At 38.3% G+C, this 21,129-nt stretch carries 26 protein-coding genes; 14 read left to right on the top strand and 12 right to left on the bottom strand.

Annotation, left to right across the window (positions count from 1 at the left end; genetic code table 11):
• Window positions 1–4 precede the first annotated feature (4 nt).
• Both GO621_RS05040 and gpmI read right to left on the bottom strand, forming a co-directional pair.
• The gene (locus tag GO621_RS05040; protein WP_157564801.1) at window positions 5–550 is read right to left on the bottom strand and encodes a hypothetical protein; all 546 of its coding nucleotides are present in this window, start codon (window positions 548–550) and stop codon (window positions 5–7) included.
• Window positions 537–2,060, bottom strand: a complete 1,524-nt coding sequence (gene gpmI / locus GO621_RS05035; protein ID WP_317163390.1) for a 2,3-bisphosphoglycerate-independent phosphoglycerate mutase — start codon at window positions 2,058–2,060, stop codon at window positions 537–539. Before gpmI ends, GO621_RS05040 begins: the two co-directional genes overlap by 14 nt.
• A 109-nt stretch (window positions 2,061–2,169) precedes the next feature.
• Between gpmI and GO621_RS05030 the strand changes: the two genes are divergently transcribed.
• The 6 genes from GO621_RS05030 (at window position 2,170) to GO621_RS05005 (ending at window position 5,602) form a co-directional block, all read left to right on the top strand.
• A complete protein-coding gene (locus GO621_RS05030; protein ID WP_157564799.1) occupies window positions 2,170–2,565 on the top strand; it encodes a DUF4783 domain-containing protein in 396 nt (131 codons plus the stop codon).
• A gap of 42 nt (window positions 2,566–2,607) precedes the next feature.
• Window positions 2,608–3,450, top strand: a complete 843-nt coding sequence (gene nadC, locus GO621_RS05025; RefSeq protein ID WP_157564797.1) for a carboxylating nicotinate-nucleotide diphosphorylase — start codon at window positions 2,608–2,610, stop codon at window positions 3,448–3,450.
• 60 nt (window positions 3,451–3,510) lie between these two features.
• Window positions 3,511–4,158 (top strand): glycerol-3-phosphate 1-O-acyltransferase PlsY, encoded by a 648-nt coding sequence (gene plsY, locus GO621_RS05020; protein WP_157564795.1) that lies wholly within the window; start codon window positions 3,511–3,513, stop codon window positions 4,156–4,158.
• 6 nt (window positions 4,159–4,164) lie between these two features.
• The gene (locus GO621_RS05015) at window positions 4,165–4,968 is read left to right on the top strand and encodes a M48 family metallopeptidase (protein ID WP_157564793.1); all 804 of its coding nucleotides are present in this window, start codon (window positions 4,165–4,167) and stop codon (window positions 4,966–4,968) included.
• Window positions 4,969–5,096: 128 nt separating this feature from the next.
• On the top strand, window positions 5,097–5,339 hold the full coding sequence (locus GO621_RS05010; RefSeq protein ID WP_157564792.1) for a hypothetical protein: 243 nt from the start codon (window positions 5,097–5,099) through the stop codon (window positions 5,337–5,339).
• On the top strand, window positions 5,339–5,602 hold the full coding sequence (locus GO621_RS05005; RefSeq protein WP_157564790.1) for a Txe/YoeB family addiction module toxin: 264 nt from the start codon (window positions 5,339–5,341) through the stop codon (window positions 5,600–5,602). The genes GO621_RS05010 and GO621_RS05005 overlap by 1 nt, the downstream gene beginning before the upstream one ends.
• A 17-nt stretch (window positions 5,603–5,619) precedes the next feature.
• Here GO621_RS05005 and GO621_RS05000 read toward each other — a convergent pair whose 3' ends face one another.
• Genes GO621_RS05000 through GO621_RS04985 form a run of 4 tightly spaced genes read right to left on the bottom strand, consistent with a single transcriptional unit; the run spans window position 5,620 to window position 10,950 of the window.
• Complete coding sequence (locus GO621_RS05000; RefSeq protein WP_157564789.1) at window positions 5,620–6,858, bottom strand: anthranilate synthase component I family protein; 1,239 nt, start codon at window positions 6,856–6,858, stop codon at window positions 5,620–5,622.
• Window positions 6,859–6,903: 45 nt separating this feature from the next.
• Complete coding sequence (locus tag GO621_RS04995; protein WP_157564787.1) at window positions 6,904–8,178, bottom strand: adenylosuccinate synthase; 1,275 nt, start codon at window positions 8,176–8,178, stop codon at window positions 6,904–6,906.
• A gap of 19 nt (window positions 8,179–8,197) precedes the next feature.
• Entirely contained in the window at window positions 8,198–8,671 is a 474-nt protein-coding gene (locus tag GO621_RS04990; RefSeq protein WP_157564786.1) for a Fur family transcriptional regulator, read from the bottom strand.
• A gap of 56 nt (window positions 8,672–8,727) precedes the next feature.
• The gene (locus GO621_RS04985; RefSeq protein ID WP_157564784.1) at window positions 8,728–10,950 is read right to left on the bottom strand and encodes a RelA/SpoT family protein; all 2,223 of its coding nucleotides are present in this window, start codon (window positions 10,948–10,950) and stop codon (window positions 8,728–8,730) included.
• A gap of 114 nt (window positions 10,951–11,064) precedes the next feature.
• Between GO621_RS04985 and GO621_RS04980 the strand changes: the two genes are divergently transcribed.
• The 3 genes from GO621_RS04980 to bshB1 all read left to right on the top strand — a co-directional run bounded on the left by GO621_RS04980 (window position 11,065) and on the right by bshB1 (window position 13,108).
• Entirely contained in the window at window positions 11,065–11,685 is a 621-nt protein-coding gene (locus GO621_RS04980; RefSeq protein ID WP_157564783.1) for a DUF4294 domain-containing protein, read from the top strand.
• 5 nt (window positions 11,686–11,690) lie between these two features.
• Window positions 11,691–12,191 carry a glutathione peroxidase gene (locus tag GO621_RS04975; protein WP_157564781.1) on the top strand — a complete coding sequence of 167 codons (501 nt, stop codon included), beginning with the start codon at window positions 11,691–11,693 and terminating at the stop codon, window positions 12,189–12,191.
• Between the two features lie 191 nt (window positions 12,192–12,382).
• Window positions 12,383–13,108 carry a bacillithiol biosynthesis deacetylase BshB1 gene (gene bshB1 / locus GO621_RS04970; protein ID WP_157564779.1) on the top strand — a complete coding sequence of 242 codons (726 nt, stop codon included), beginning with the start codon at window positions 12,383–12,385 and terminating at the stop codon, window positions 13,106–13,108.
• Between the two features lie 25 nt (window positions 13,109–13,133).
• On the opposite strand, the gene GO621_RS04965 is transcribed toward bshB1, so the two are convergent.
• From GO621_RS04965 to GO621_RS04955, 3 genes are all read right to left on the bottom strand, one after another.
• A complete protein-coding gene (locus tag GO621_RS04965) occupies window positions 13,134–13,598 on the bottom strand; it encodes a hypothetical protein (protein ID WP_157564777.1) in 465 nt (154 codons plus the stop codon).
• Window positions 13,599–13,826: 228 nt separating this feature from the next.
• The gene (locus tag GO621_RS04960) at window positions 13,827–14,714 is read right to left on the bottom strand and encodes a 1-aminocyclopropane-1-carboxylate deaminase/D-cysteine desulfhydrase (RefSeq protein ID WP_157564775.1); all 888 of its coding nucleotides are present in this window, start codon (window positions 14,712–14,714) and stop codon (window positions 13,827–13,829) included.
• An 18-nt stretch (window positions 14,715–14,732) separates the two neighbouring features.
• Window positions 14,733–15,803: a DUF6588 family protein gene (locus tag GO621_RS04955; RefSeq protein WP_157564773.1), complete on the bottom strand. Its 1,071-nt coding sequence runs from the start codon at window positions 15,801–15,803 to the stop codon at window positions 14,733–14,735.
• Between the two features lie 60 nt (window positions 15,804–15,863).
• Here GO621_RS04955 and GO621_RS04950 point away from each other — a divergent pair, with 60 nt between their 5' ends.
• On the top strand, window positions 15,864–16,919 hold the full coding sequence (locus GO621_RS04950) for an RluA family pseudouridine synthase (RefSeq protein ID WP_157564771.1): 1,056 nt from the start codon (window positions 15,864–15,866) through the stop codon (window positions 16,917–16,919).
• 6 nt (window positions 16,920–16,925) lie between these two features.
• Window positions 16,926–17,774, top strand: coding sequence for an aminotransferase class IV (locus GO621_RS04945; RefSeq protein WP_157564769.1), 849 nt, complete (start codon window positions 16,926–16,928; stop codon window positions 17,772–17,774).
• A gap of 11 nt (window positions 17,775–17,785) precedes the next feature.
• On the opposite strand, the gene trxA is transcribed toward GO621_RS04945, so the two are convergent.
• Window positions 17,786–18,091 carry a thioredoxin gene (gene trxA / locus GO621_RS04940; RefSeq protein ID WP_157564768.1) on the bottom strand — a complete coding sequence of 102 codons (306 nt, stop codon included), beginning with the start codon at window positions 18,089–18,091 and terminating at the stop codon, window positions 17,786–17,788.
• Window positions 18,092–18,196: 105 nt separating this feature from the next.
• On the opposite strand from trxA, the gene GO621_RS04935 reads away from it, so the two are divergent.
• Together GO621_RS04935 and GO621_RS04930 are read left to right on the top strand one after the other, a co-directional pair.
• Window positions 18,197–18,493: a hypothetical protein gene (locus tag GO621_RS04935; protein WP_157564766.1), complete on the top strand. Its 297-nt coding sequence runs from the start codon at window positions 18,197–18,199 to the stop codon at window positions 18,491–18,493.
• Window positions 18,494–18,537: 44 nt separating this feature from the next.
• Window positions 18,538–18,723 carry a hypothetical protein gene (locus GO621_RS04930; protein WP_157564764.1) on the top strand — a complete coding sequence of 62 codons (186 nt, stop codon included), beginning with the start codon at window positions 18,538–18,540 and terminating at the stop codon, window positions 18,721–18,723.
• A gap of 74 nt (window positions 18,724–18,797) precedes the next feature.
• On the opposite strand, the gene GO621_RS04925 is transcribed toward GO621_RS04930, so the two are convergent.
• Both GO621_RS04925 and GO621_RS04920 read right to left on the bottom strand, forming a co-directional pair.
• Window positions 18,798–19,313 carry an NADH-quinone oxidoreductase subunit B gene (locus GO621_RS04925; protein WP_157564762.1) on the bottom strand — a complete coding sequence of 172 codons (516 nt, stop codon included), beginning with the start codon at window positions 19,311–19,313 and terminating at the stop codon, window positions 18,798–18,800.
• A 3-nt stretch (window positions 19,314–19,316) separates the two neighbouring features.
• Window positions 19,317–19,904 (bottom strand): NADH-quinone oxidoreductase subunit A, encoded by a 588-nt coding sequence (locus GO621_RS04920; RefSeq protein ID WP_157564761.1) that lies wholly within the window; start codon window positions 19,902–19,904, stop codon window positions 19,317–19,319.
• Here GO621_RS04920 and GO621_RS04915 point away from each other — a divergent pair.
• Window positions 19,903–21,120 carry a BaiN/RdsA family NAD(P)/FAD-dependent oxidoreductase gene (locus GO621_RS04915; RefSeq protein ID WP_157564759.1) on the top strand — a complete coding sequence of 406 codons (1,218 nt, stop codon included), beginning with the start codon at window positions 19,903–19,905 and terminating at the stop codon, window positions 21,118–21,120. The genes GO621_RS04920 and GO621_RS04915 overlap by 2 nt on opposite strands.
• Window positions 21,121–21,129 lie beyond the last annotated feature (9 nt).

Here is a 21,129-nt window from a genome sequence, read left to right as displayed (position 1 = left end):
ATTTTTATTTTAATTTTCCTTTAATTAAATAATTGTTCGTTCCTAAAAAACGCACTTGTTGTTTTCGTTGAATAATATATAATGAATCAGGATAATAAGTAAGTTTTTCCCTGGTTTGAAACAACTTGTTTGTAACTACATTAAAAATCATCAGGTAAACTACTTTGTCGTTTTCCCTTTTCAGAATAATTTCACGTGTTTTTAAATCAGGTTCTAAAGCCGTATAAATAATGGTGTTGCCAGAAACAGTGGTTTTATAACTGTTTCTCCAAGAAGGTTTGTTGATGTCAGATTCGGCAAAAACAGAAAGTTCGCCTGCCCAATTCTCAATTTTGACTTTTTTTGTTTCTGCTTCCCCGTTCCTGGATACTGTTTTTAGCACACTTAAATTTGCATGGGCATATTTTTTTGCCTGCAGGGAAAAGTAAGGACTCAGGTTAAAATATGATGTTTTACTTTGCTGAATATCCGGTTTGCAGGAAGCCAGGCCAAACAGAAAAGCCAGGACTGCAAACCGGAAACGATAAAAAGCGGATTTATACCAATACATTTCCGGTCATTTCAGCAGGAATATCGACATCCAGAATTTTAAGGACAGTTGGTGCAATATCGCCCAGCTTACCGTTTTTTACCTGTTTATAATCCGGGTCAATTAAAATACACGGAACCAAGTTAGTAGTGTGCGCAGTATTGGGCGAACCATCGTTGTTGATCATGTAATCTGCATTGCCATGATCTGCAATGATGATGAAAGAATACCCATTACGGATACCGGTTTCTACAACTTCTTTTACGCAGGCATCAACGGTTTCTACCGCTTTTACAACTGCATTAAAAACACCTGTATGCCCAACCATATCCGGATTAGCAAAATTGAGGCAGACAAAATCTGGCCAGCCACTTTCCAGTTCTGGTATAATTTTATCTTTGATGCCTTCGGCACTCATTTCTGGTTGCAAATCGTAAGTAGCAACTTTTGGTGATGGGACTAATAAACGTTTCTCGTTGGCAAATTCTTTTTCCCTTCCTCCGGAGAAGAAGAAAGTAACGTGCGGATATTTTTCTGTTTCTGCAATCCGGATCTGGTTCTTGCCAGCGTATTGCAAAATCTCGCCCAAAGTATTAATCAAATCATCTTTGGTAAACACCACTTCTACGCCCTTAAAACTTTCATCATAAGAAGTCATGGTAATGTATTTCAGCTTTAACGGGTGCATATTCTGCTCCGGAAAAGCTTTTTGTGTTAATGCTGCTGTAATTTCCCGTCCTCGGTCTGTACGGAAATTAAAGCAAATTACCACATCATCTTGCTGGATTACAGCAATTGGTTTTCCTTGATTATCAACTTTTACAACCGGTTTTATAAATTCATCCGTAACGCCTTCAGCGTAAGAATCTTTAATTGCAGCAGCAATATCTTTTACCGGTGTCCCAACGCCATTCACCAATAAATCATAAGCTAATTTTACACGTTCCCAACGGTTATCGCGGTCCATTGCATAATAGCGGCCAATGGCTGATGCTGTTTTTACCGGTGTATTTTTGATATAATCTTCCAGCTTTTCAATGTACTCGATTCCAGAATTTGGATCAGTATCCCGGCCATCCAAAAAAGCATGTATAAAAACTTTTTGCAGGTTATATTGCTGGCTCAAATCGCACAAAGCCCTTAAATGATTGGTATGCGCATGAACGCCGCCATCAGAAACCAAACCCATCAAATGGACTTGTTTGTTGTTTTGCCGGGCGTATTCAAAAGCCTGGGTAAGAATTGGGTTTTTAAAAAAATCGCCATCAGTAATAGATTTATGGATACGGCCCAACTCCTGGTAAACCACCCTTCCGGCACCCAGGTTCATGTGGCCAACTTCTGAGTTGCCCATTTGCCCGGCAGGCAAACCAACGGCTTCTCCCGAAGCTTCTAAAGTAGAATTGGGATAAGTTTCTTTTAAATGATTAAAAAATGGTGTATTTGCAGCAAGAATTGCATTAGATGGATCGTTATTTCCATAACCCCAGCCATCTAAAATTAATAAGGCAACTTTTTTATTTTTTTCCACAGGGCAAATATACTTGATCGGGATAAGTAAAATGATGAATTATATTAAGAGCCGGTAAATTTGTTGTAAATTACTTTAGTTTTATGCGTAAAAAGTTTAATTATAACCAATGATGAAACCTATTGTTAGCACTTTATTGTTCTTTACTGTTTTTAGCAATGTTTTTTTTGCAGGCCCGATTGATAAAATTGCTGCTTTATTACAGCAAGGCCAGGCACATGAATTGGCTAAACAATTTGCTGCAAGTATGGAGTTTAGTATTTTAGATGATGAAAAAGATGTTTCCAAAGCTCAGGCCGAAACGCTGTTAACTAACTTTTTTACTCAAAACAAACCTGTATCTGTAAAAGTTATCCATCGTATTGAAACGAACCCAAGCCTTCAATATGCAGTTGTGCAGTTACGCACCAGCAACGGAAATTTTCGTGTTTCTTACTCGCTTAAAATTACAAACGGTAACCAGGAGATTACAGACTTGCATATTGAAGCAGAAAAAGGCCAGTAGATTAGCCAAAATAATTACTTTTGATCTCAAAATATTATTCAATTGGATTTAAAAATCATTCAAAATTTTATTGATCTTTCTCTGGCAGAAGATGTTGGCGATGGCGACCACACTTCTCTGGCAACTATTCCTGCCAATGCTAAAGGCAAAGCAAAATTGCTGGTAAAAGAAGCAGGCATACTGGCAGGAGTGGAAATTGCTTTGCAAATATTCCATACGGTTGATCCTGATTTACAAGTACAGGTTTTATTACAAGATGGTGCAATTATCCAACCTGGGGATATTGTTTTATATGTAGCAGGAAGCGCACAAAGCATTTTAAAAGCCGAACGACTGGTGCTAAATTGCATGCAAAGAATGTCTGGTATCGCAACAAAAACCAATCAAATTGTACAACTGGTAAAAGGTAGCGGTGTTAAAATATTAGATACCCGTAAAACAACGCCCGGAATGCGCTATTTAGAGAAATGGGCAGTACGTATTGGCGGCGGTGTTAACCATCGTTTTGGCTTGTACGATATGATTTTGATTAAAGATAACCATGTTGATTACGCAGGCGGCATAAAACAGGCGATAAAAGAAGCACGGCAGTATTTAATCGATCAACATAAAAATTTACAGATAGAGATTGAGGTCCGTAATATGGATGAGTTGCAGCAGGTGATAGAAGAAGGCGGTGCAGATCGGATTTTGCTGGATAACTTTTCGCCACATCAGTTAAAAGAAGCTGTTAAATTAATTAACAAGCAATACATAACCGAAGCTTCGGGCGGGATAACATTAGAAAATATTAAGGAATATGCTGCAACGGGAGTAGATTATATTTCTTCCGGTGCACTTACACATTCGGTTAAAAGCCTGGATTTAAGCCTTAAAGCAGTTTAATGATGTTTTTTCTCCAAATAAAAACAGTGTGCATAGCAATTTTACTAATATTGCATTGAGATGATTTCTATATACTCAGTCTGGGCACTTATTTTAGCGTATTTAATTGGATCGATCCCTACTGCAGTTTGGATAGGTAAATCTTTTTACGGCGTAGATGTTAGGGAATATGGAAGTGGTAATGCAGGGGCTACAAATACCTTCCGTGTTTTAGGTAAAAAAGCAGGTATTCCGGTTATGCTGATCGATATTCTGAAAGGTTATGCTGCTACAAGCCTTGCCTTTTTTATTGGTTTATCAGTTACCGGTCCGCACCATTCCGTCCAGTTTGTTAATTATCAGCTTGCTTTAGGGATCACTGCTGTTATGGGACATCTATTTCCAATTTTTGCAGGTTTTCGCGGTGGAAAAGGAATTGCAACATTAACCGGAATGATTCTCGCTGTACATCTTCAGGCATCTTTACTTTGCATATTGGTTTTTTTGTTAGTCTTGTTGATCACCAGATACGTTTCGCTTAGCTCTATTGCCGCTGGGTTTACTTTTCCGCTCAGTACCATTTTTGTTTTTCACGTTTCTGTACGGTCCATTATTGTTTACGGTATGTGTATTTGTGTATTAATTTTGGTTACGCATCAAAAAAATATAGAGCGTTTAATGAAAGGGAAAGAATCCAAAGTAAACTTTTTCAAAAAGAAAGTAGTCTAATAAACCATGAAAAAGATATATGCAGTTATCCTGCTTGCTTCGGCAATTATACTTAATTCCTGTTCGAGTGTTCCCATCACCGGCCGTAAACAATTTATTGCAGTGAGTGATGAGCAGGTAAACCAATCGGCTGCACAAAGTTACCGCCAGCTATTATCAGACCCTAAAACAAAAGTTATTAATAATACAGCAGATGCACAGCGGGTTAAACGGATTGGGGGAAGATTAGCTTCAGCTATCGAGCGTTATTTAAAGGATAACGGTTACGCCAATAATTATAATTTTAAGTGGGAATTTAACCTGATTGAAAGCAAAGAAGTAAATGCCTGGTGTATGCCAGGTGGAAAAGTAGCTGTTTATAGCGGCATTTTACCAATAACCAAAGACGATGCAGGTTTAGCAACTGTTATGGGACATGAAATTGGCCATGCCATTGCCAAACACTCAGCAGAAAGAATTTCACAACAATATATTGCACAGGGTTTAGGTTCTGCCATTGGTGTTGCTGCAAGCGGTTCTTCCTCTGCATTGGTTAATATTATCAATCAATCTTACGGAACCGTTGGTCAGTTAGCTTTGCTTAAATACAGCCGTGGACAGGAAACAGAAGCTGATCGTTTAGGGTTAACTTTTATGGCGATGGCGGGCTATGATCCTCATGAAGCTTTGACTTTTTGGAAACGAATGGCAGCGCAAGGCGGCGGACAACAACAATCAGAGTTTTTAAGTACACACCCGTCCGATGAAACCCGGATTGCTAATATTCAGAAACGGATCCCGGAAGCTATGAAGTATTATATAAAGCAATAATGGTAATTATAAAGCCAGTCTTACTAATTTTTTTAATATATAGGATAACGTAAACTCACTTGGCTTCAATGTTAAAACGATTACTCATTTTATAATAGAATACTTAGCTTTATAGAAAAGACACCAATATGGAAGCTACATTCAAAATAACCGCTGCAGAATTTGATATAGAACTTTTTAAAAAAATTGAAGGTTGGGTGAAAGATAATAAGCAGTCAGAAATAATAATAAGTATTAAAAAAGAAATGCCTTCTGATAATGTAACCTATTTTAATTCAGTGAAATCTGCTATAAAAGAATTATCCGAAGGTAAAAGCAAAACGTTTTCAATGGAAGAATTAAACGCTTATCTTACTGGTAATTTTTCATAATGCGAGCTGTACAATTTTCAGAAACAGCTTTAAAAGAACTTCAGCTTTATAAATTTGAAAATGCAAAATTGGTTTTTAAAATATTTGAACTGATTTCTGATATTCAAAAAACTCCTTTTGTTGGATTAGGAAAACCAGAACCACTAAAAGGTGACTTTTCGGGTTACTGGTCGAGAAGAATTAATGATGAACATCGTTTAATTTACGTTATAAAAGAATCTGTTATAGAGATTGTTAAATGTTACGGCCATTATTATGACTGACCAATAAGCTAAAAATTTTATCCACCCAAAACCTTAATAATCGCACTTGCTTTAAGCAAACATTCTTCATATTCTGCTTCTAAATCAGCTAAAAAAGTAATTGCACTGCCAACCTGGAAACTTAGATATTTATTTGCTGCATTATAAAGAATTGAACGGATAACTACATTAAAATCAAAATCACCATCAGGAGAAAAGTAACCGGCAGAACCTGCATAAATGCTTCTTTTACTGCCTTCAAATTCTTCCATCAATTGCATCGCTTTTATTTTGGGCGCACCAGTCATGGAACCAGCAGGAAAAGTGTTTTTTATGGCATCAACCACATCAACATCTTGATTTAATGCTGCAGTTATTGTCGAGATCATTTGATGCACTTGTGTAAAACTGTAAATACCAAAAAGTTCTTCTGCCTTTACCGTTCCTGCAATTGCGCTTTTTGTCAGGTCATTTCGCACCAAATCCACAATCATTACGTTTTCTGATTTTTCTTTGATGCTGTTTTTAAGGATGTTTTTTCGGTGTTCATCTTCTGCCGCAAAAGCTGATCTCGGCGCTGTTCCTTTTATTGGCTGACTAATTAGTTTACTTTCTCTTTTTGCCAAAAAACGTTCCGGACTGGCAGATAAAATATATTTATTTCCAGCTTTAAAATAACAGGCAAAAGGGGTTGGCGAAACTGTATTGAGCTGATCAAAAACGAAAGCAGGATCTATTTGAGCATTTTCAGCATAAAACTCCTGACAAAAATTAGTTACATAAATATCACCACGAATGATATGCCTACGGATTCGTTCTGCTTTTTGCAGATAGCTTTCTTTGCTGATCCTTGCCTGAATTTGAACTTTTGGTTTTTGTTTTGAGCTTGGAATTGTTGTTTGATCGATCTGGTTATAAACATCTTCTGCCTGATCAGAAAATATTTTAAGTTGATTTTCTTTCAACAAAAGAACATGCTTCGGAAGGAAAAAATACAAATCAGGAAATTGAAGCTGATCGGGATTTTTTGAGGAAAGATATTCAATTTCGTTATTCAGATCGTAACTTAAAAAACCCGGAAGCCATTTCTTTGGATGTTTTTTTTTGAAAGATTTTAGGTCGATAAAAGAAGTACCGATATTAGCTTCCAGTTCGTCTTCTGCACAGGCAGCAATCATCAAATCAAACTTAGAATAAGCATCTGCAAACCCATTAGAATCAAAAACGCAAGCTGTATTAAAAGAAGAAGCCCAATAAAGGGCTTTTCTTTTAAACATTTTTACATCAAGGATGAATGCTTCTTTTACCACCCCAAAATTTGATTATTGTAAAATAAGCGTTTGTTTCCTGTCCGGGCCAACAGATAAGTATTTTACCGGTACGCCAACTTCAGCTTCCAAAAAATCAATATAAGCTTTTAGCTTTTCCGGTATTTGGTTGATTTCTGTAATTCCTGTTAAGTCTTCGTGCCAGCCTTCAATTTCTTTTAAAACCGGTTCTGGTTTTACAGTACAAATATCATAAGGCATGTAATCGATAGTTTCTGTTGGATAAGCGTAATGCGTACAAGCATAAATTTTATCAAACCCACTTAAAACATCGGCTTTCGTCATCACTAACTGTGTTACACCATTTAACAAAATCGCATATTTTAAAGCAGGCAAATCAATCCAGCCTGTCCGCCGTGGCCGGCCAGTGGTAGCGCCAAATTCATGGCCAAGTTTGCGTAATTCTTCTCCGGTTTCGTTTTCCAGTTCTGTTGGAAAAGGCCCGCTTCCTACACGTGTGCAGTAAGCTTTAAAAATCCCGATTACCTCGCCAATATTTTTTGGCGCAATGCCTAAACCAGTGCAAGCGCCGGCAGCCGTAGTGTTGGAAGAAGTTACAAAAGGGTAGGAGCCAAAATCAACATCCAGCATGGTACCTTGCGCGCCTTCTGCCAACACTGTTTTTCCTTCTTTTAAATACTTGTTTACCAAATGCTCACTATCCGCATGCGGAATGCTTTTTAACAATTCTACGGCTTCAAAAAACGCTGTTTCTTTTTCAGAAAAATCAGGGATTTCTCCGTAATGAATCAAGATAGATTTATGCTTTTCTACTAACTTATTGTAGCGTTCCTTAAAATCCGGCAACATGGTATCACCCACACGTAAACCGTTACGGCCGGTTTTATCCATATAAGTTGGCCCGATTCCTTTTAGCGTTGAGCCAATTTTATCAGCACCCATTTTACTTTCGGAAGCAGCGTCCAGCAACTGATGTGTAGGTAAAATGAGGTGTGCTTTACGGGCAATAACTAATTTACCTTTTGCAACCGGATCAAAACCTGCTTTTTTGAGGTTGTCAAGTTCTCGCTTTAAAGTAATCGGATCGATAACAACACCGTTACCAATCAGGTTTAGGGTTTTTTCATTAAAAATACCGGAAGGGATCGTATTCAGCACATATTTTTGTCCGTCAAACTCCAACGTGTGCCCGGCATTTGGGCCGCCTTGAAAACGGGCGATTAAATCGTAATGCGGACAAAGTACGTCCACAATTTTTCCTTTGCCTTCATCTCCCCACTGAAGGCCTAATAATACATCAACAGCCATTTATTTGGTTTATCAGAATTTAATTTTTAGAATAGAACTCGCAGTAGCCTGCTTTTAAACGTGAACAATCTCCATACATATTCATCGCATGGTGTTTAATCTCAAACTTCAATAAATCGCCCATCATGTTTTGAATCTGTCCGATGCGCGGATCGCAAAATTCAACCACCCGGCCGCAGTTTAAACAGATGATATGATCATGCTGTTTATAACCGTAAGATTTTTCAAACTGGGCCATATTTTTTCCAAACTGGTGCTTGGTGACCAGATCGCATGAAAGCAGCAGTTCTAAAGTGTTATAAACTGTTGCCCGGCTAACCCGGTACTTTTTATTTTTCATGTGGATGTAAAGCGATTCTACATCAAAGTGGTCGCTCCGGGAATAAATCTCCTCAAGGATAGCAAAACGCTCTGGTGTTTTACGAAGACTTTTATTTTCAAGGTAAGCCTCGAAAATTTTTTTAACCATTTCTATGGTTTCCTGTTGGGCCATGCTGATTATTTATCAGATCAAAGTTATTAATAAATCAAGAAAATGCGAATCTTTCCTCAGGATACCTTTTCTAAGGTCGAGTCGAACCGGGCTACAGAAGTTACGCCGCGCACCAATTTCAATTTTTTGATCAAATTATCCAAATGCTCCTTATCGTGTACGTAAACCATAATAGTCCCTTCAAAAATACCGTCGTTACTATCAACGGTTAAAGAGCGCATGTTTACTTTAAAATCATTAGAAATAACGGTTGTTAACTTATTAATCAAGCCAACATCATCAATTCCTTTAATGCGTAAACCAGTTAAAAAAGCAAGTTCCTGCTGGTTTGTCCATTTAGCTTTTACAATACGGTAGCCATAATTAGACATCAGTTTGGTAGCATTAGGGCAACTGGTTTGATGGATCTTGATGCCTTCATTTACGGTGACAAAACCAAAAACATCATCACCCGGAATCGGATTACAGCAAGTTGCTAACCGGTAATCAATCTTTTGCATATCCTCGCCAATCAGTAAAATATCGCTGTCTTTCGTTTTTACATTACGGATAAGGTTTTGGATCTGGTCTGCTTCAATTTTTTCCGGCGAACGGTTTTCGACCACTTTTTCTGATGCAACAAATTCTTTCAGGTCTTTCAAATCGATCAAGCCCTGGGCCACATTGTAAAATAAGTCCTGCGTTGATTGGAGCTTGAAAAAGTAGGACAGCTTGTACAGGTTATCCGATGTGTAAGAAATTTTTAACGATTTCAGTTTTCTTTCCAGAATTTCTTTTCCGTTTTCGGCAACCTTACGTTTCTCTTCTTTTAACGCTGATTTAATTTTTGATTTCGCCTTTGCGGTAACTACAAAATTAAGCCAGTCTTCTTTGGGTTGTTGCTTGCTTGAAGTGATAATTTCAACCTGATCGCCATTTTGCAACTTGTAGCTTAGCGGAACTAATTTGTGGTTTACTTTAGCGCCAATACAGCGGGCACCCACATCAGAGTGAATCTCAAAAGCAAAATCCAATGCGGTAGCATTGGTTGGTAATTGTACCAATGCTCCTTTTGGCGTGAAAATAAATATCTCGTCAGAAAAAAGGTTCATCTTGAAATCGTCCAGAAAATCCAGGGCATTTGTTTCCGGGCTTTTTAACAATTCCCTAACCTTGTGTATCCACTGGTCTAAACCACTTTCAGCAGATGATTCCTTGTATTTCCAATGCGCAGCAAATCCTTTTTCGGCAATTTCATTCATCCGGGTTGTACGGATCTGAATTTCTACCCACTGTCCGCGCGGCCCCATAACCGTTGTATGTAAAGATTCGTAACCATTTGCTTTTGGTGATGAGATCCAGTCGCGTAAGCGGTCCGGGTTTGGACGGTAAATATCAGTTACATCAGAATAGGCTTTCCAGCAATCTGCCTTTTCATTTTCCGGCGCACTATCTAAAATAATCCGGATGGCAAAAAGATCATAAACCTCTTCAAAAGGAATATTTTTCTTTTTCATCTTGTTCCAGATAGAATGGATCGATTTTGGCCTGCCAAAAACATCTGCATTTAAGTGCTGTGTTTCTAATACTTTTTTAACCGGTTCTATAAAATCACGGATAAATTTTTCACGCTCAGCTTTCTTTTCATTGAGTTTCTTTTTAATGAACTGATAAGTTTCCGGCTCCATGTATTTCATGGACAAATCTTCCAGCTCAGATTTAATGGCATATAAACCCAAACGGTGTGCTAAAGGCGCATATAAGTAAATGGTTTCCGATGATAATTTGAGCTGTTTATCACGCGGCATAAACTCCATCGTACGCATGTTGTGCAAGCGGTCTGCCAGTTTGATCAAAATTACCCGCACATCATCAGCCATGGTAAGCAGCATCTTTCTAAAGTTTTCTGCCTGTAGAGAGCTGTTGGTATCAAATACGCCTGATATTTTGGTTAACCCATCTATAATTTTGGCTACTTTTTTTCCGAAATCGCGTTCAATATCATCTAAAGTAACATCGGTATCTTCTACCACATCGTGTAATAATGCACAAACGATAGAAGTGGGGCCGAGCCCAATTTCTTCAGCAGCAATATGTGCAACAGCAATGGGATGATATATATATGGCTCGCCGGATTTGCGCCTCATATCCTGATGGCTTTCTACGGCTACTTCAAAGGCTTTGCGTATCATCCGCTCATCACCCTTTTGCAAAGTAGCTTTACACGCCCTTAACAATGCCCGGTATCTTTTTAGTATTTCCTTCTTCTCCGCTTCCAGGTCAATCACAATTTCTTTCATACAGCTTTTTTTGCCTTATATATTATTTTTTGTAAACAACATCTTATTACTGTTTACGTACTTAGCTTTTACTATTGTTATTAAAATAAGCTTATTTTTGCTTAAGGTAAATTTATGAAATATCTATGGTTTTTTGGGCTTTTTTCCTGTCTGTCTTGTGTTATAAAAGCACAATCAACAGCAGAAACCGCTGCTTTTAAAATTAAACCAGGTAAAAACGACAGTATTAAAGTGGCTGTGACACAGCTTGACGGCGAGTTTATTCCCTGGGTACTCCTTCCTGACGCTAATATCAGGGATTTTAGAGTTTTTAAAACACCCGAAGACCGTGCTGCTTACAATCGTTTGCGCTACAACGTTTTAAAGGTTTTGCCTTATGCACAATTTGCAGGTGCACGTTACCGGCAACTGGAACGCGACCTGGCTACAACGGGCGATAAACGCAAGCAAAAAGAAATGGTTAAAGCATGCGAAAAAGAGATTAAAGACCTTTTTAACAAGCAAATTAAAAACCTGACAATTACACAGGGAGAAATCCTGATTAAGTTGGTACAACGTGAAACAGGAAACACCAGTTTTGAGTTATTGAAACAACTGAAAGGCGGATTTCAAGCGTTTATGTTTCAATCGGCGGCACGTGTTTTTGGCCATGATCTCAAAGAAACGTATAACCCTGAAGAAGACCGGGATATAGAAGCAATTTTGGTATCTGCAGGATATTCAGTTTATTATTAAATTAAATGACCGAAAAAAATATTTATCAGTTTAATGTAGAAACTATTGGCGGGCACGAAATAAGCCTGGAAGTTTTTAAAGGCAAAGTATTATTGATTGTAAATACAGCATCAGGTTGCGGTTTTACACCACAATTAACAGAGTTAGAAGGGTTGAGGCAGTTATATGCAGAGCAGGAATTTGAAATCCTGGCTTTTCCTTCTAATGATTTTGGCGGACAGGAACCATTGGATGGCGAGAAGATATTAGAATTTTGTACAGTAAACCACAGTGCAAATTATCCGGTATTCAATAAAATTAGGGTGAGAGGCTCGTACGCACATCCTTTATACCAATTTTTATCTGATAAAAACCTGAACGGGCACCTAAATTCTACTCCACGATGGAATTTTCATAAATATTTAGTGAACAAAGAAGGTGAAGTATGCGACTTTTTTTATCCTTTTACGAAACCGACTTCCTCAAAAATCAAGAAAAAAATAGAGCGGTTACTTGCCGTTAAGTAAGGGCATATTTAAAATTTGTTTAATTTATTTTTCTATACTTCTTTTATCGCCTAAAAATCATCAACTTTTAATGCTCATAATCTGAGCCGTTATAAAAACAGAATTTATAGTGATAAAAGAAGCATCATCATTTTTCTGATAAAAATTTAAGCAAGTTTTAAGAACCGACAAAATAGGTGCAGTAATTATATATGACTAAATTAGATATTCTGGTTTTACCATCACATCCAGACGACGCGGAATTATATTGTTCTGGTACAATAGCTAAACAAATTGCCTTAGGTAAAAAAGTAGGCATAGCAGATTTGACAAGGGGAGAATTAGGAACGCGCGGAACTGTAGAAATCAGGCGGGAAGAAGCCGCACGCGCAGCAGAAATACTCAATTTAACTGTTCGGGAAAATATAGGTTTACAAGACGGTTATTTTAAAAACGACGATCAGCACCAACTGGAAGTAATTAGTGTAATCCGTAAATATCAGCCAGAAATTGTAATTACCAATGCCACTCTCGATCGTCATCCGGACCATGCACGGGCAGCAGATCTGGTAGAACATGCTTGTTTCTATGCAGGTTTAAGGAAGATAAAAACAGTATTGGATGATGGGTTGGAACAGGAAGCCTGGCGGCCAAAAATGGTATTGAACTTTATTCAGGATACGTATATCAAACCTGATATTTTGGTTGATATTACACCTTACTGGCCACAAAAAGTAGCCAGTATAAAAGCATTTAAATCTCAGTTTTACAACCCTGACTGGATTGATGAACCGCAAACCTACATTTCCAGTCCGGAATTTATGGAAGTAGCAGAGGCAAGGGCACGCGAATTTGGCAGGGCAATACAGGTAAAATATGCAGAAGGGTTCACTTGCAAAAGGTTACTTGGCGTGAACGATCTGTTCAATCTCATCTAAACGATAAAAAAGTTTTTGAAGTTAATTAAGCCTTCACATATTCGTAACGTTTGTTGCCTTGGTTCTTTTCGCGCTTTAAAAGGTTTTCTTTTACTGATTTTAACAGGATGCCTGATATTTCTGAAGTTTTAAAATCTTCGTTAAATTCCTCTTTATAACGGTCGGCAATTGCTGAAATAGATTTTGGCTCGTCAAAAAAATCAGTATCTAACAAGCGGTACATTGCTTTGGTTGCACCGGTTGGTTTCCGTTCCCGCACGTGTCCGCTGTTTTTACGCTCTTTATTTGGGTTGATTCTTTTAGCCCGGCGCGGGTTATAGGATTGCTCCTGCCCATTTTCCGGGTTGTTAAAATTCTGCTCCTCGTTCACAAAAATGCTGTCCAGCAGTCTCTCGGCTATTATAACCTGAACAGTGTCTGATTTAAAGGCATTTAGCGTTTCAGCAAGGTCGAGAAGCTGATTTTTTAGATTGGTATCAAGTTTGGCCATAACGGATAGTATAAGAAGTAGGAAATTTATGTAAGTATTAACACCAATTTTTGTAAATAAGTATAAAAATATTAAGTATTTTTTAATAATATTAACAATATAAAAAAGTTTTTGTGATAAAAATCTGAAAGTAATCGATTTTACTGCTAAAAAGCTAAGTGATAAGCCTGAAAACCAACACTGAAACGTGGTTAACAATTTTTACCTGGTAAAAGAAGCATAGTTATTTTAAAACTGAAACTGCTTTTTCATGCCAAGCAAACCAAAAATACCGCCGGTATGTACAGCTAATATTTTAGAACCGGGCAAAAAGTAGTTTTTGTTAATGAGATCGTAAACGGCAAAGAGCATTTTGCCTGTATAAACCGGATCAATAAGAATGCCGGTGGCTGCAATAAATTTTTTAATAAAAAAAAGGAGATCGGGTGTTGTTTTTGCATATCCGCCAAAACCATATTGGCTATGCAAATTAAAGGATGCTTCTTTTAGCAGGTATTTTTCTATTTCCAGTCGCATCCATCCGGCATTTTTAAAAACCGGGACCGCATGAAATTGAGTTGAAAGATTTTTCGCCGTCAATCCGTTCAATATACCGGCTGCTGTAGTTCCTGTCCCACAAGCACAAAATAGATGATCAAAATCTTCAGGAAGTTCAGTTACCAATTCGCTGCACCCGAGTGCAGCTTGTGCAGAAGCGCCGCCTTCATCTATAAAAAAAGCTTCTGGCAGATTAGCAAAGTTAGATGAAAAAAGTTCCTGTTTATGCTGATAACTGTTTCTATCAGTAAAAATCAAATGCATCCCCAGCAAAGAACACATAAAAAGTGTATCGTTTGTTACTTTTTCGCCTCGTACAAAACCAGTTGTTTTAAAACCAAAAGTTGCGCCCGCAGCAGCCGTAGCCAGTAAATGGTTAGAAAAAGCGCCGCCAAAAGTAACCAAATGGGTTTTATGCTGAAGCCGGGCATCAGCAAGTAGAAATTTTAATTTTCGCCATTTGTTGCCCGAAATCAATGGGTGGATCAGATCGTCCCGCTTGAGGTAAAGCTCTATTTTTTTATCGGTAAAAGAAGCATCCTCAATTTTATGAACGGGACTGTTGAACTGAAAATCCATCCCGTAAAGAAAACCATTTTACAGACCGAATCCAATACCGGCATTAACAGATTGATATTGAGAAGTTGTATAAGCGGCATAAAAGCGAAAAAAAGCCAGGTTTAGCTCAAAACCTAAAGTAGCTTTTGCACTGCTGATACTTTGTTCTTTAATAGAAACCGGGTCGGTAAAAGTAGTATAAGTGGGTTGTTGCTGAACGATGTTATTGATGCCGGTTGTAATTGGGAAATTGCCTAACAAACCAACATTCGTATGAGAACTTAAATAACCAACAGAAGCAAATGGTGTAAAAAACAGGATCTTTTTAGAAACAATTACCTCGGCATTAAAACCGTTAAAAGTACCATCCACACGTTGGTTGCTAAAATCTGTATTTTGCTGGTTATCTTTTGGTTGTACGCCTTGGTCGGGTTGTACGCTTACCGGCAAATGGTATTTCAACTGCGTAAAACCAGCGCTAATGGCGAGATCAATTGGAATGATTTTATCTGCTGTTTTTCCTACAAAATCCTGTAAAATATTATGCTTCAATCCAAAACCAATCATGGAAATTGAACCCACATTACTGCCGAAATTGATGGAAGGCATGTAACGCAACGATGCTTCGGTATGGTAAACCAAGCCAGCGGTTAACTGGATCTGAGGTGCAGGAATAACAGAAAGAACACCTGAAGGAAGGGTAAAATTTCCAACTTTTCGGTTTTGATCGTCATAAACAGCAATTTGAGGAGCAGCACCAGAACCACCAATGGTTGGGGCAATGGTCCTGCTGGCATCGGTCGGGCGCACATTATTAGATAAGCCAATTTTGGTTATATCAAAAGTTTTATCCGAAGAAGGGGTAAATACAGCAGAAACGCTGGCACGCAAATCAAAACCAAGCAAACTTTTAGTTTTTGCTGTATTGTTCCAGCCGCTGTTGATGCCGGTTCCAAAACCTTTAAATAAGGGTTCGAGGTAAGCATTGGCTAATTTGGTAGCATCTGCCGGGCCTGATTTGATCAAAGCGGAAATGTAATCCTGCGCTTGTAATTGGGTGCCTAAAAGAAGCATTCCGGCAGTAATTAGAGTTTTGGAAAATTTGTTCATACTGATTTTACGTTTATTAATCAAAAATGGTTCATTAAAAAACTGTTACTTTTGTGCCCGATGAACCAGGAAACAGAACTATACGAACAGGAAGAGCAGGAACTTTACGAACACTTTAGGATAGTAGTAGATAAAGGCCAGGCTTTACTGCGTATTGATAAATTTCTGATGAACCGTTTAGAAAATGTTACCCGGAACCGTCTGCAAAACGGCATTGAATTAGGTAACGTCTTGGTAAACGATAAAATTATTAAGCCAAGTTATAAAGTTAAGCCACAGGATGTAATTTCTGTTGTGTTGCCGCATCCGCCACGGGATACAGAAGTTTATCCGGAAAATATTCCGCTTAATATTGTTCATGAAGATGATGACTTGTTAATTATTAACAAACCTGCAGGCATGGTGGTGCATCCTGGTTTTAATAATTATGATGGTACTTTGGTAAACGGTTTGGTTTATCATTTCAACCAACTTCCCGAACTGCCTGGCAATAGTGGTAGGCCAGGTTTGGTTCATCGTATAGATAAAGATACTTCCGGTCTGCTCGTTATCAGCAAAAACGAAAGGGCAATGGCCTGGCTGGCGCGGCAGTTTTTTGATCATACTATTACAAGAAAGTACCTGGCTTTGGTTTGGGGAGATTTGGAAAAAGACGGAACTATTACCGGTTATATTGGCAGAAGTTTAAAAGACCGCCGGGTGATGTCTATTTATGATGAGGAAGAAAAAGGAAAATGGGCGGTAACACATTATAAAGTTTTGCAACGGTTAAATTATGTTACGTTAATAGAATGCCAGTTAGAAACTGGCCGTACGCACCAAATCCGTGCACATTTAAAACATATCGGCCATCCTTTGTTTAACGATGCAGTTTATGGCGGAGACAAAATTTTAAAAGGAACTGTTTTTACCAAGTACAAACAGTTTGTAGAAAACTGTTTTGAACTATTGCCGCGCCAGGCGCTGCATGCACAAACATTAGGCTTTATCCATCCAACTACTAAAAAGTATGTTCATTTTGAAGCACCTTTACCTGATGATTTTAGGATGGCTTTAGAAAAATGGCAGAAATATGTTGCTACGGTAACTAATGAAATACCAGATACGCTGTCTTAGATTTTAATGGCTTTACTATTTTTTAATTATAACGGAGAAATTATTCCGGCTGAGCAGCAAGTTCTTCAATTGAATAACCGTGCTTTTCGATATGGCGATGGTATTTTCGAAAGCATGAGGATGATTAAAGGGCAATTACAGTTTGCCAGTTTGCATGCAAAGCGGTTGCAGTCGGGCATGAAAGCCTTAAAACTGGAGAATTATTCTGCCTTGGATATTGATTTTTTAAAGGAAAAAGCCAAAGAGTTAGCCACGCGAAACAAAGCAAAAAATGGCCGCATGCGGTTAACTGTTTTCCGTGATGCCGGCGGATTATATACACCTACGGATAATAAATTAGCTTATGCAATTGAATGGGAAACGTTACAAGATCAGCAATATACGTTAAACCAGCGTGGGTTAATTATGAATGTGTTTGAAGATATTTCCAAACCAATCAATAGTTTATCTAATTTAAAAACCTGTAATTCGCTTACTTATGTCCTTGCGGGCGTTCATAAGCAGCGTAACCGTTTGGATGATGCTTTTATCCTCAATCAAAATGGTTTTTTATGCGAATCCATCAGCTCCAATATCTTTATTAAATACAACGGAACTTTATATACACCAGCTTTAAGTGAAGGTTGCATTAAAGGTGTGATGCGACAGGTAGTGATAGAATTAGCCCTTAAAAACAGTATTCCCGTTACAGAAGCACAAATCAATCCACAGATTTTGAATGAAGCTGATGAAGTGTTCCTTACCAATGCTACCCGCGGCATCCAATGGGTTTTAGGCTTTAACCGGAAGCGTTATTTTTACGAAACCAGCAGGCTGTTAAGCGCTAAACTTAATGAACAAGTGAATGAAGTATAATAATGCTTCTTTTACCGTGCATTTTTTATAACCTGTTGCAATTGCGCAATGTTGGCAACGCCCGATTGCCGCCATTTAATTTGTCCGTTTTTAAACAAAATTAAAGTTGGTACGCCTTGCACCTGGTATGCTGCTGCTGCTTTCGGGTTTTTATCAACATCAATTTTTAAAATCGTTACTTCATCCTGCAACGTACTTTTCAGGTTATCTAAAATTGGTGCCTGAGATTTGCACGGGCCGCACCAGGTTGCAAAAAAATCAACCAATACCGGTTTGTCCCCTTTAATTATATCAGAAAATTTTTCTTTGGTTTCCATCTAATAATAACAGGCATTATTTGGAGTTTGTTTGCAAACCTGGATTTGTAAAATCGGTTTAAACTAAATCTGGAAACCTGTGTTCTCGTAATAAAAATAGAAAACATGATAATCAAAAAAATAACTTTGGCATTTGTTGGCCTGTTAATGGTTTGCGCATTTCAGGCTTGCAGCGGTTCCCACAGCAAAAGTGGTATGGATACAGAAACTGATCAGTCAGTATCTAATAATGCAGGAGGTAGCGATACTTCGCATACTACAGATAATCGGCGCAGTGAGGCTAATGGAGTTAACCCTCAGCCTCAATCTGCTACAAAAAGTGCAAACGGCTCAACTACTGCCCAAGGGCAAATGGGGGCTGATTCTGTTTACCAGAAGAACACGCAGAAATCTCAAAAATAATCAAGGCGCTGTTAAGTAAACCTCATCCTCTAAAATTTAAAGATATGTTAATTAAAAAACTAAGTTTATTTATTTTGATTTTAGCTGCTTCGGCAGTGATCGAATCCTGTAATAATGGTTCTAACGGCGACCGTGCCAAAGGTGGCGAAGCTGATACAGTTGGCAATAAGGGCAATATCCAAATGAAGGATAGCACCAATGGCATGAAAGACACGCTTAAGCATCCGTAAAAATTAGGGCATATAAAAAGAGCTTCCGGAAAAACAGGAAGCCCTTTTTATCGATATAATTATTATATTTCTTTTCAGGTCAGGCTTGTTTCGGGTTTAAAAGTTATCTTCTCCTTCATCAATTCTTCCTTCTCAATCTTTTTCTGCAATTCCAGGATTCCTCCAATCAAAGCTTCGGGCCGCGGAGGGCAACCTTGTACATAAATATCAACAGGAATAATCCGGTCAACACCTTTTACTACGTGATAACCATGTTCCCAATATGGGCCGCCACAATTGGAACAGGAACCCATGGAAATTACATATCGCGGTTCCGGCATTTGTTCGTATAAACGTTTAATCCGTTCGGCCATTTTAAAAGTTACCGTTCCGGCTATAATAATTACATCAGATTGCCTTGGCGAAGGCCGGGGAAAAACACCAAAACGGTCTAAATCATAGGTAGAAGCATAAGAGCCCATCATTTCTATCGCACAGCAGGCAATACCAAAACTCATTGGCCATAAAGAAGATAACCTCGACCAATTTAATAAATCATCCAATTTAGTAACAATTACGCCACCGCTTTCTTGTTTGTTTCCGGCACTCATTTCTTATTGGTTGGTTAATTTGGGTTTGAACATCGGTTTTCGCACAGCTGCTGTTGCCGGTGCTTCTTTTACCGGTATATTTTCTGTTTTTTCTTCTGCGGAGAAAGGTTTGACCGCATAACTCATTTCATTGATTTTGTTATAAACCGAAGCAGGAATATTTACCCGGACCCGTGGTTGTACAACTTTAGTTTTAATCCATTGCAGATCTCCTTTTATCCAGACATAAACCAGGCCAAGGATTAAAATTCCCATAAAAACAAACATTTCTATAAGGCTAAGCCATCCCCAACGCTCATCTTCTGCAATTAATTCATGGCTGCCAAAAACAGTTGCCCAGGGAAAAACAAACACCATTTCTACATCAAACAACAGGAAAATCAGTGCAATAACATAAAAGCGCGAATTGAGTTGTACCCAGGAAGAACCGGTTGGTTCTTCGCCGCATTCGTATGAACTGTTCTTTATGGCGTTTGGCTTGTTTGGCGCAATTAATCTGTTCAGCAGCAAAAGAGAGCCTGTCAGGACCAAACCTGTAATTAAAAAGATCAATATCTTTCCAAATTCTGATATTTGCGAAACTTCTTGCATGAGTACAAATTTAACAAAAGACATTGGTTTTGATGCGGTAATTATTGGTGCCGGCGCTTGCGGTTTAATGTGCGCTGCACAAGCCGGATTATTGGGAAAACGAACATTAGTTATCGAAAAAAACAGTCAACCAGGCGCAAAGATTTTGATCAGCGGCGGCGGAAGATGTAATTATACTAACCTGAATACGTCAGCTCAACAGTTTATTTCAGAGAACGAGCACTTTTGCAAATCAGCTTTTTCGCAATTTACTGTTCAGGATACGATTAGTTTTTTTGAAGTTTATGGAGGAATAAAAGGAAAAGAAAAAACATTAGGACAGCTTTTTCCGGAGAGCAACAAAGCAAAAGATATTGTAAAAGTTTTTACGGATTTGTGTACCGATATCAATCAGGAAATCTGGTGCAACACAGAAGTAAAAAGTATCGATAAAAACAGCATTGGCTTTGAAATTAAATTGGTTAGGAACGGAAGAGAGGAAACGATCAGATCGCCAAAAGTTGTGATTGCAACCGGCGGTTTGCCGATTTCCAAAATGGGCGCAACAGATTTTGGGTTGAAAATAGCACGGCAATTTGGACTGCAAATCACGCAAACAGCGCCGGCTTTGGTTCCGCTAACCATTACCGGAAAAGAGCAGCAATGGTACGAACAGCTTTCCGGTAATTCTATTTTTTGCCGTGTAAGTTGTGGCGAGATCAGTTTCGAAGAAAACATTTTGTTTACGCATTGGGGTTTAAGCGGACCAGCAATTCTACAGATTTCTTCTTACTGGAAACCTGGCAATGCTATTGAAATCGATTTACTTCCAAACCAACACATTTTGGAATTGATTGAGGAGGAGCGAAGTCTTAACGGAAAAAAACAGTTACTTACTTTGTTATCAAACTTATATACAAGAAAGTTTGCGGAAGCTTTAATGCTTCTTTTACCGGTAGAAAAAAATCTTGCTTCGTTAAGTAAAGCTGATTTGCAAAAAACTGAAGCATTAATCCATCATTTTAAAGTGAAGCCTGCCGGAGATAAAGGTTATGATAAAGCTGAGGTAATGCGTGGCGGCGTTTCAACACAAGAACTTTCCTCCAAAACATTAGAAGCTAAAAAAGTACCAGGACTATATTTTGGCGGAGAATGTGTAGATGTTACCGGTTGGTTGGGCGGTTATAATTTTCAATGGGCTTGGGCAAGCGGCTTTGTTATTGCGCAGGGTTTGTAAGTAAATATT

This window comes from Mucilaginibacter arboris (assembly GCF_009754915.1).
GTDB lineage: Bacteria > Bacteroidota > Bacteroidia > Sphingobacteriales > Sphingobacteriaceae > Mucilaginibacter_A > Mucilaginibacter_A arboris.
The sequence above is the reverse complement of the archived record's forward strand: the minus strand, read 5'-3'. Positions and strand labels throughout refer to the sequence as shown.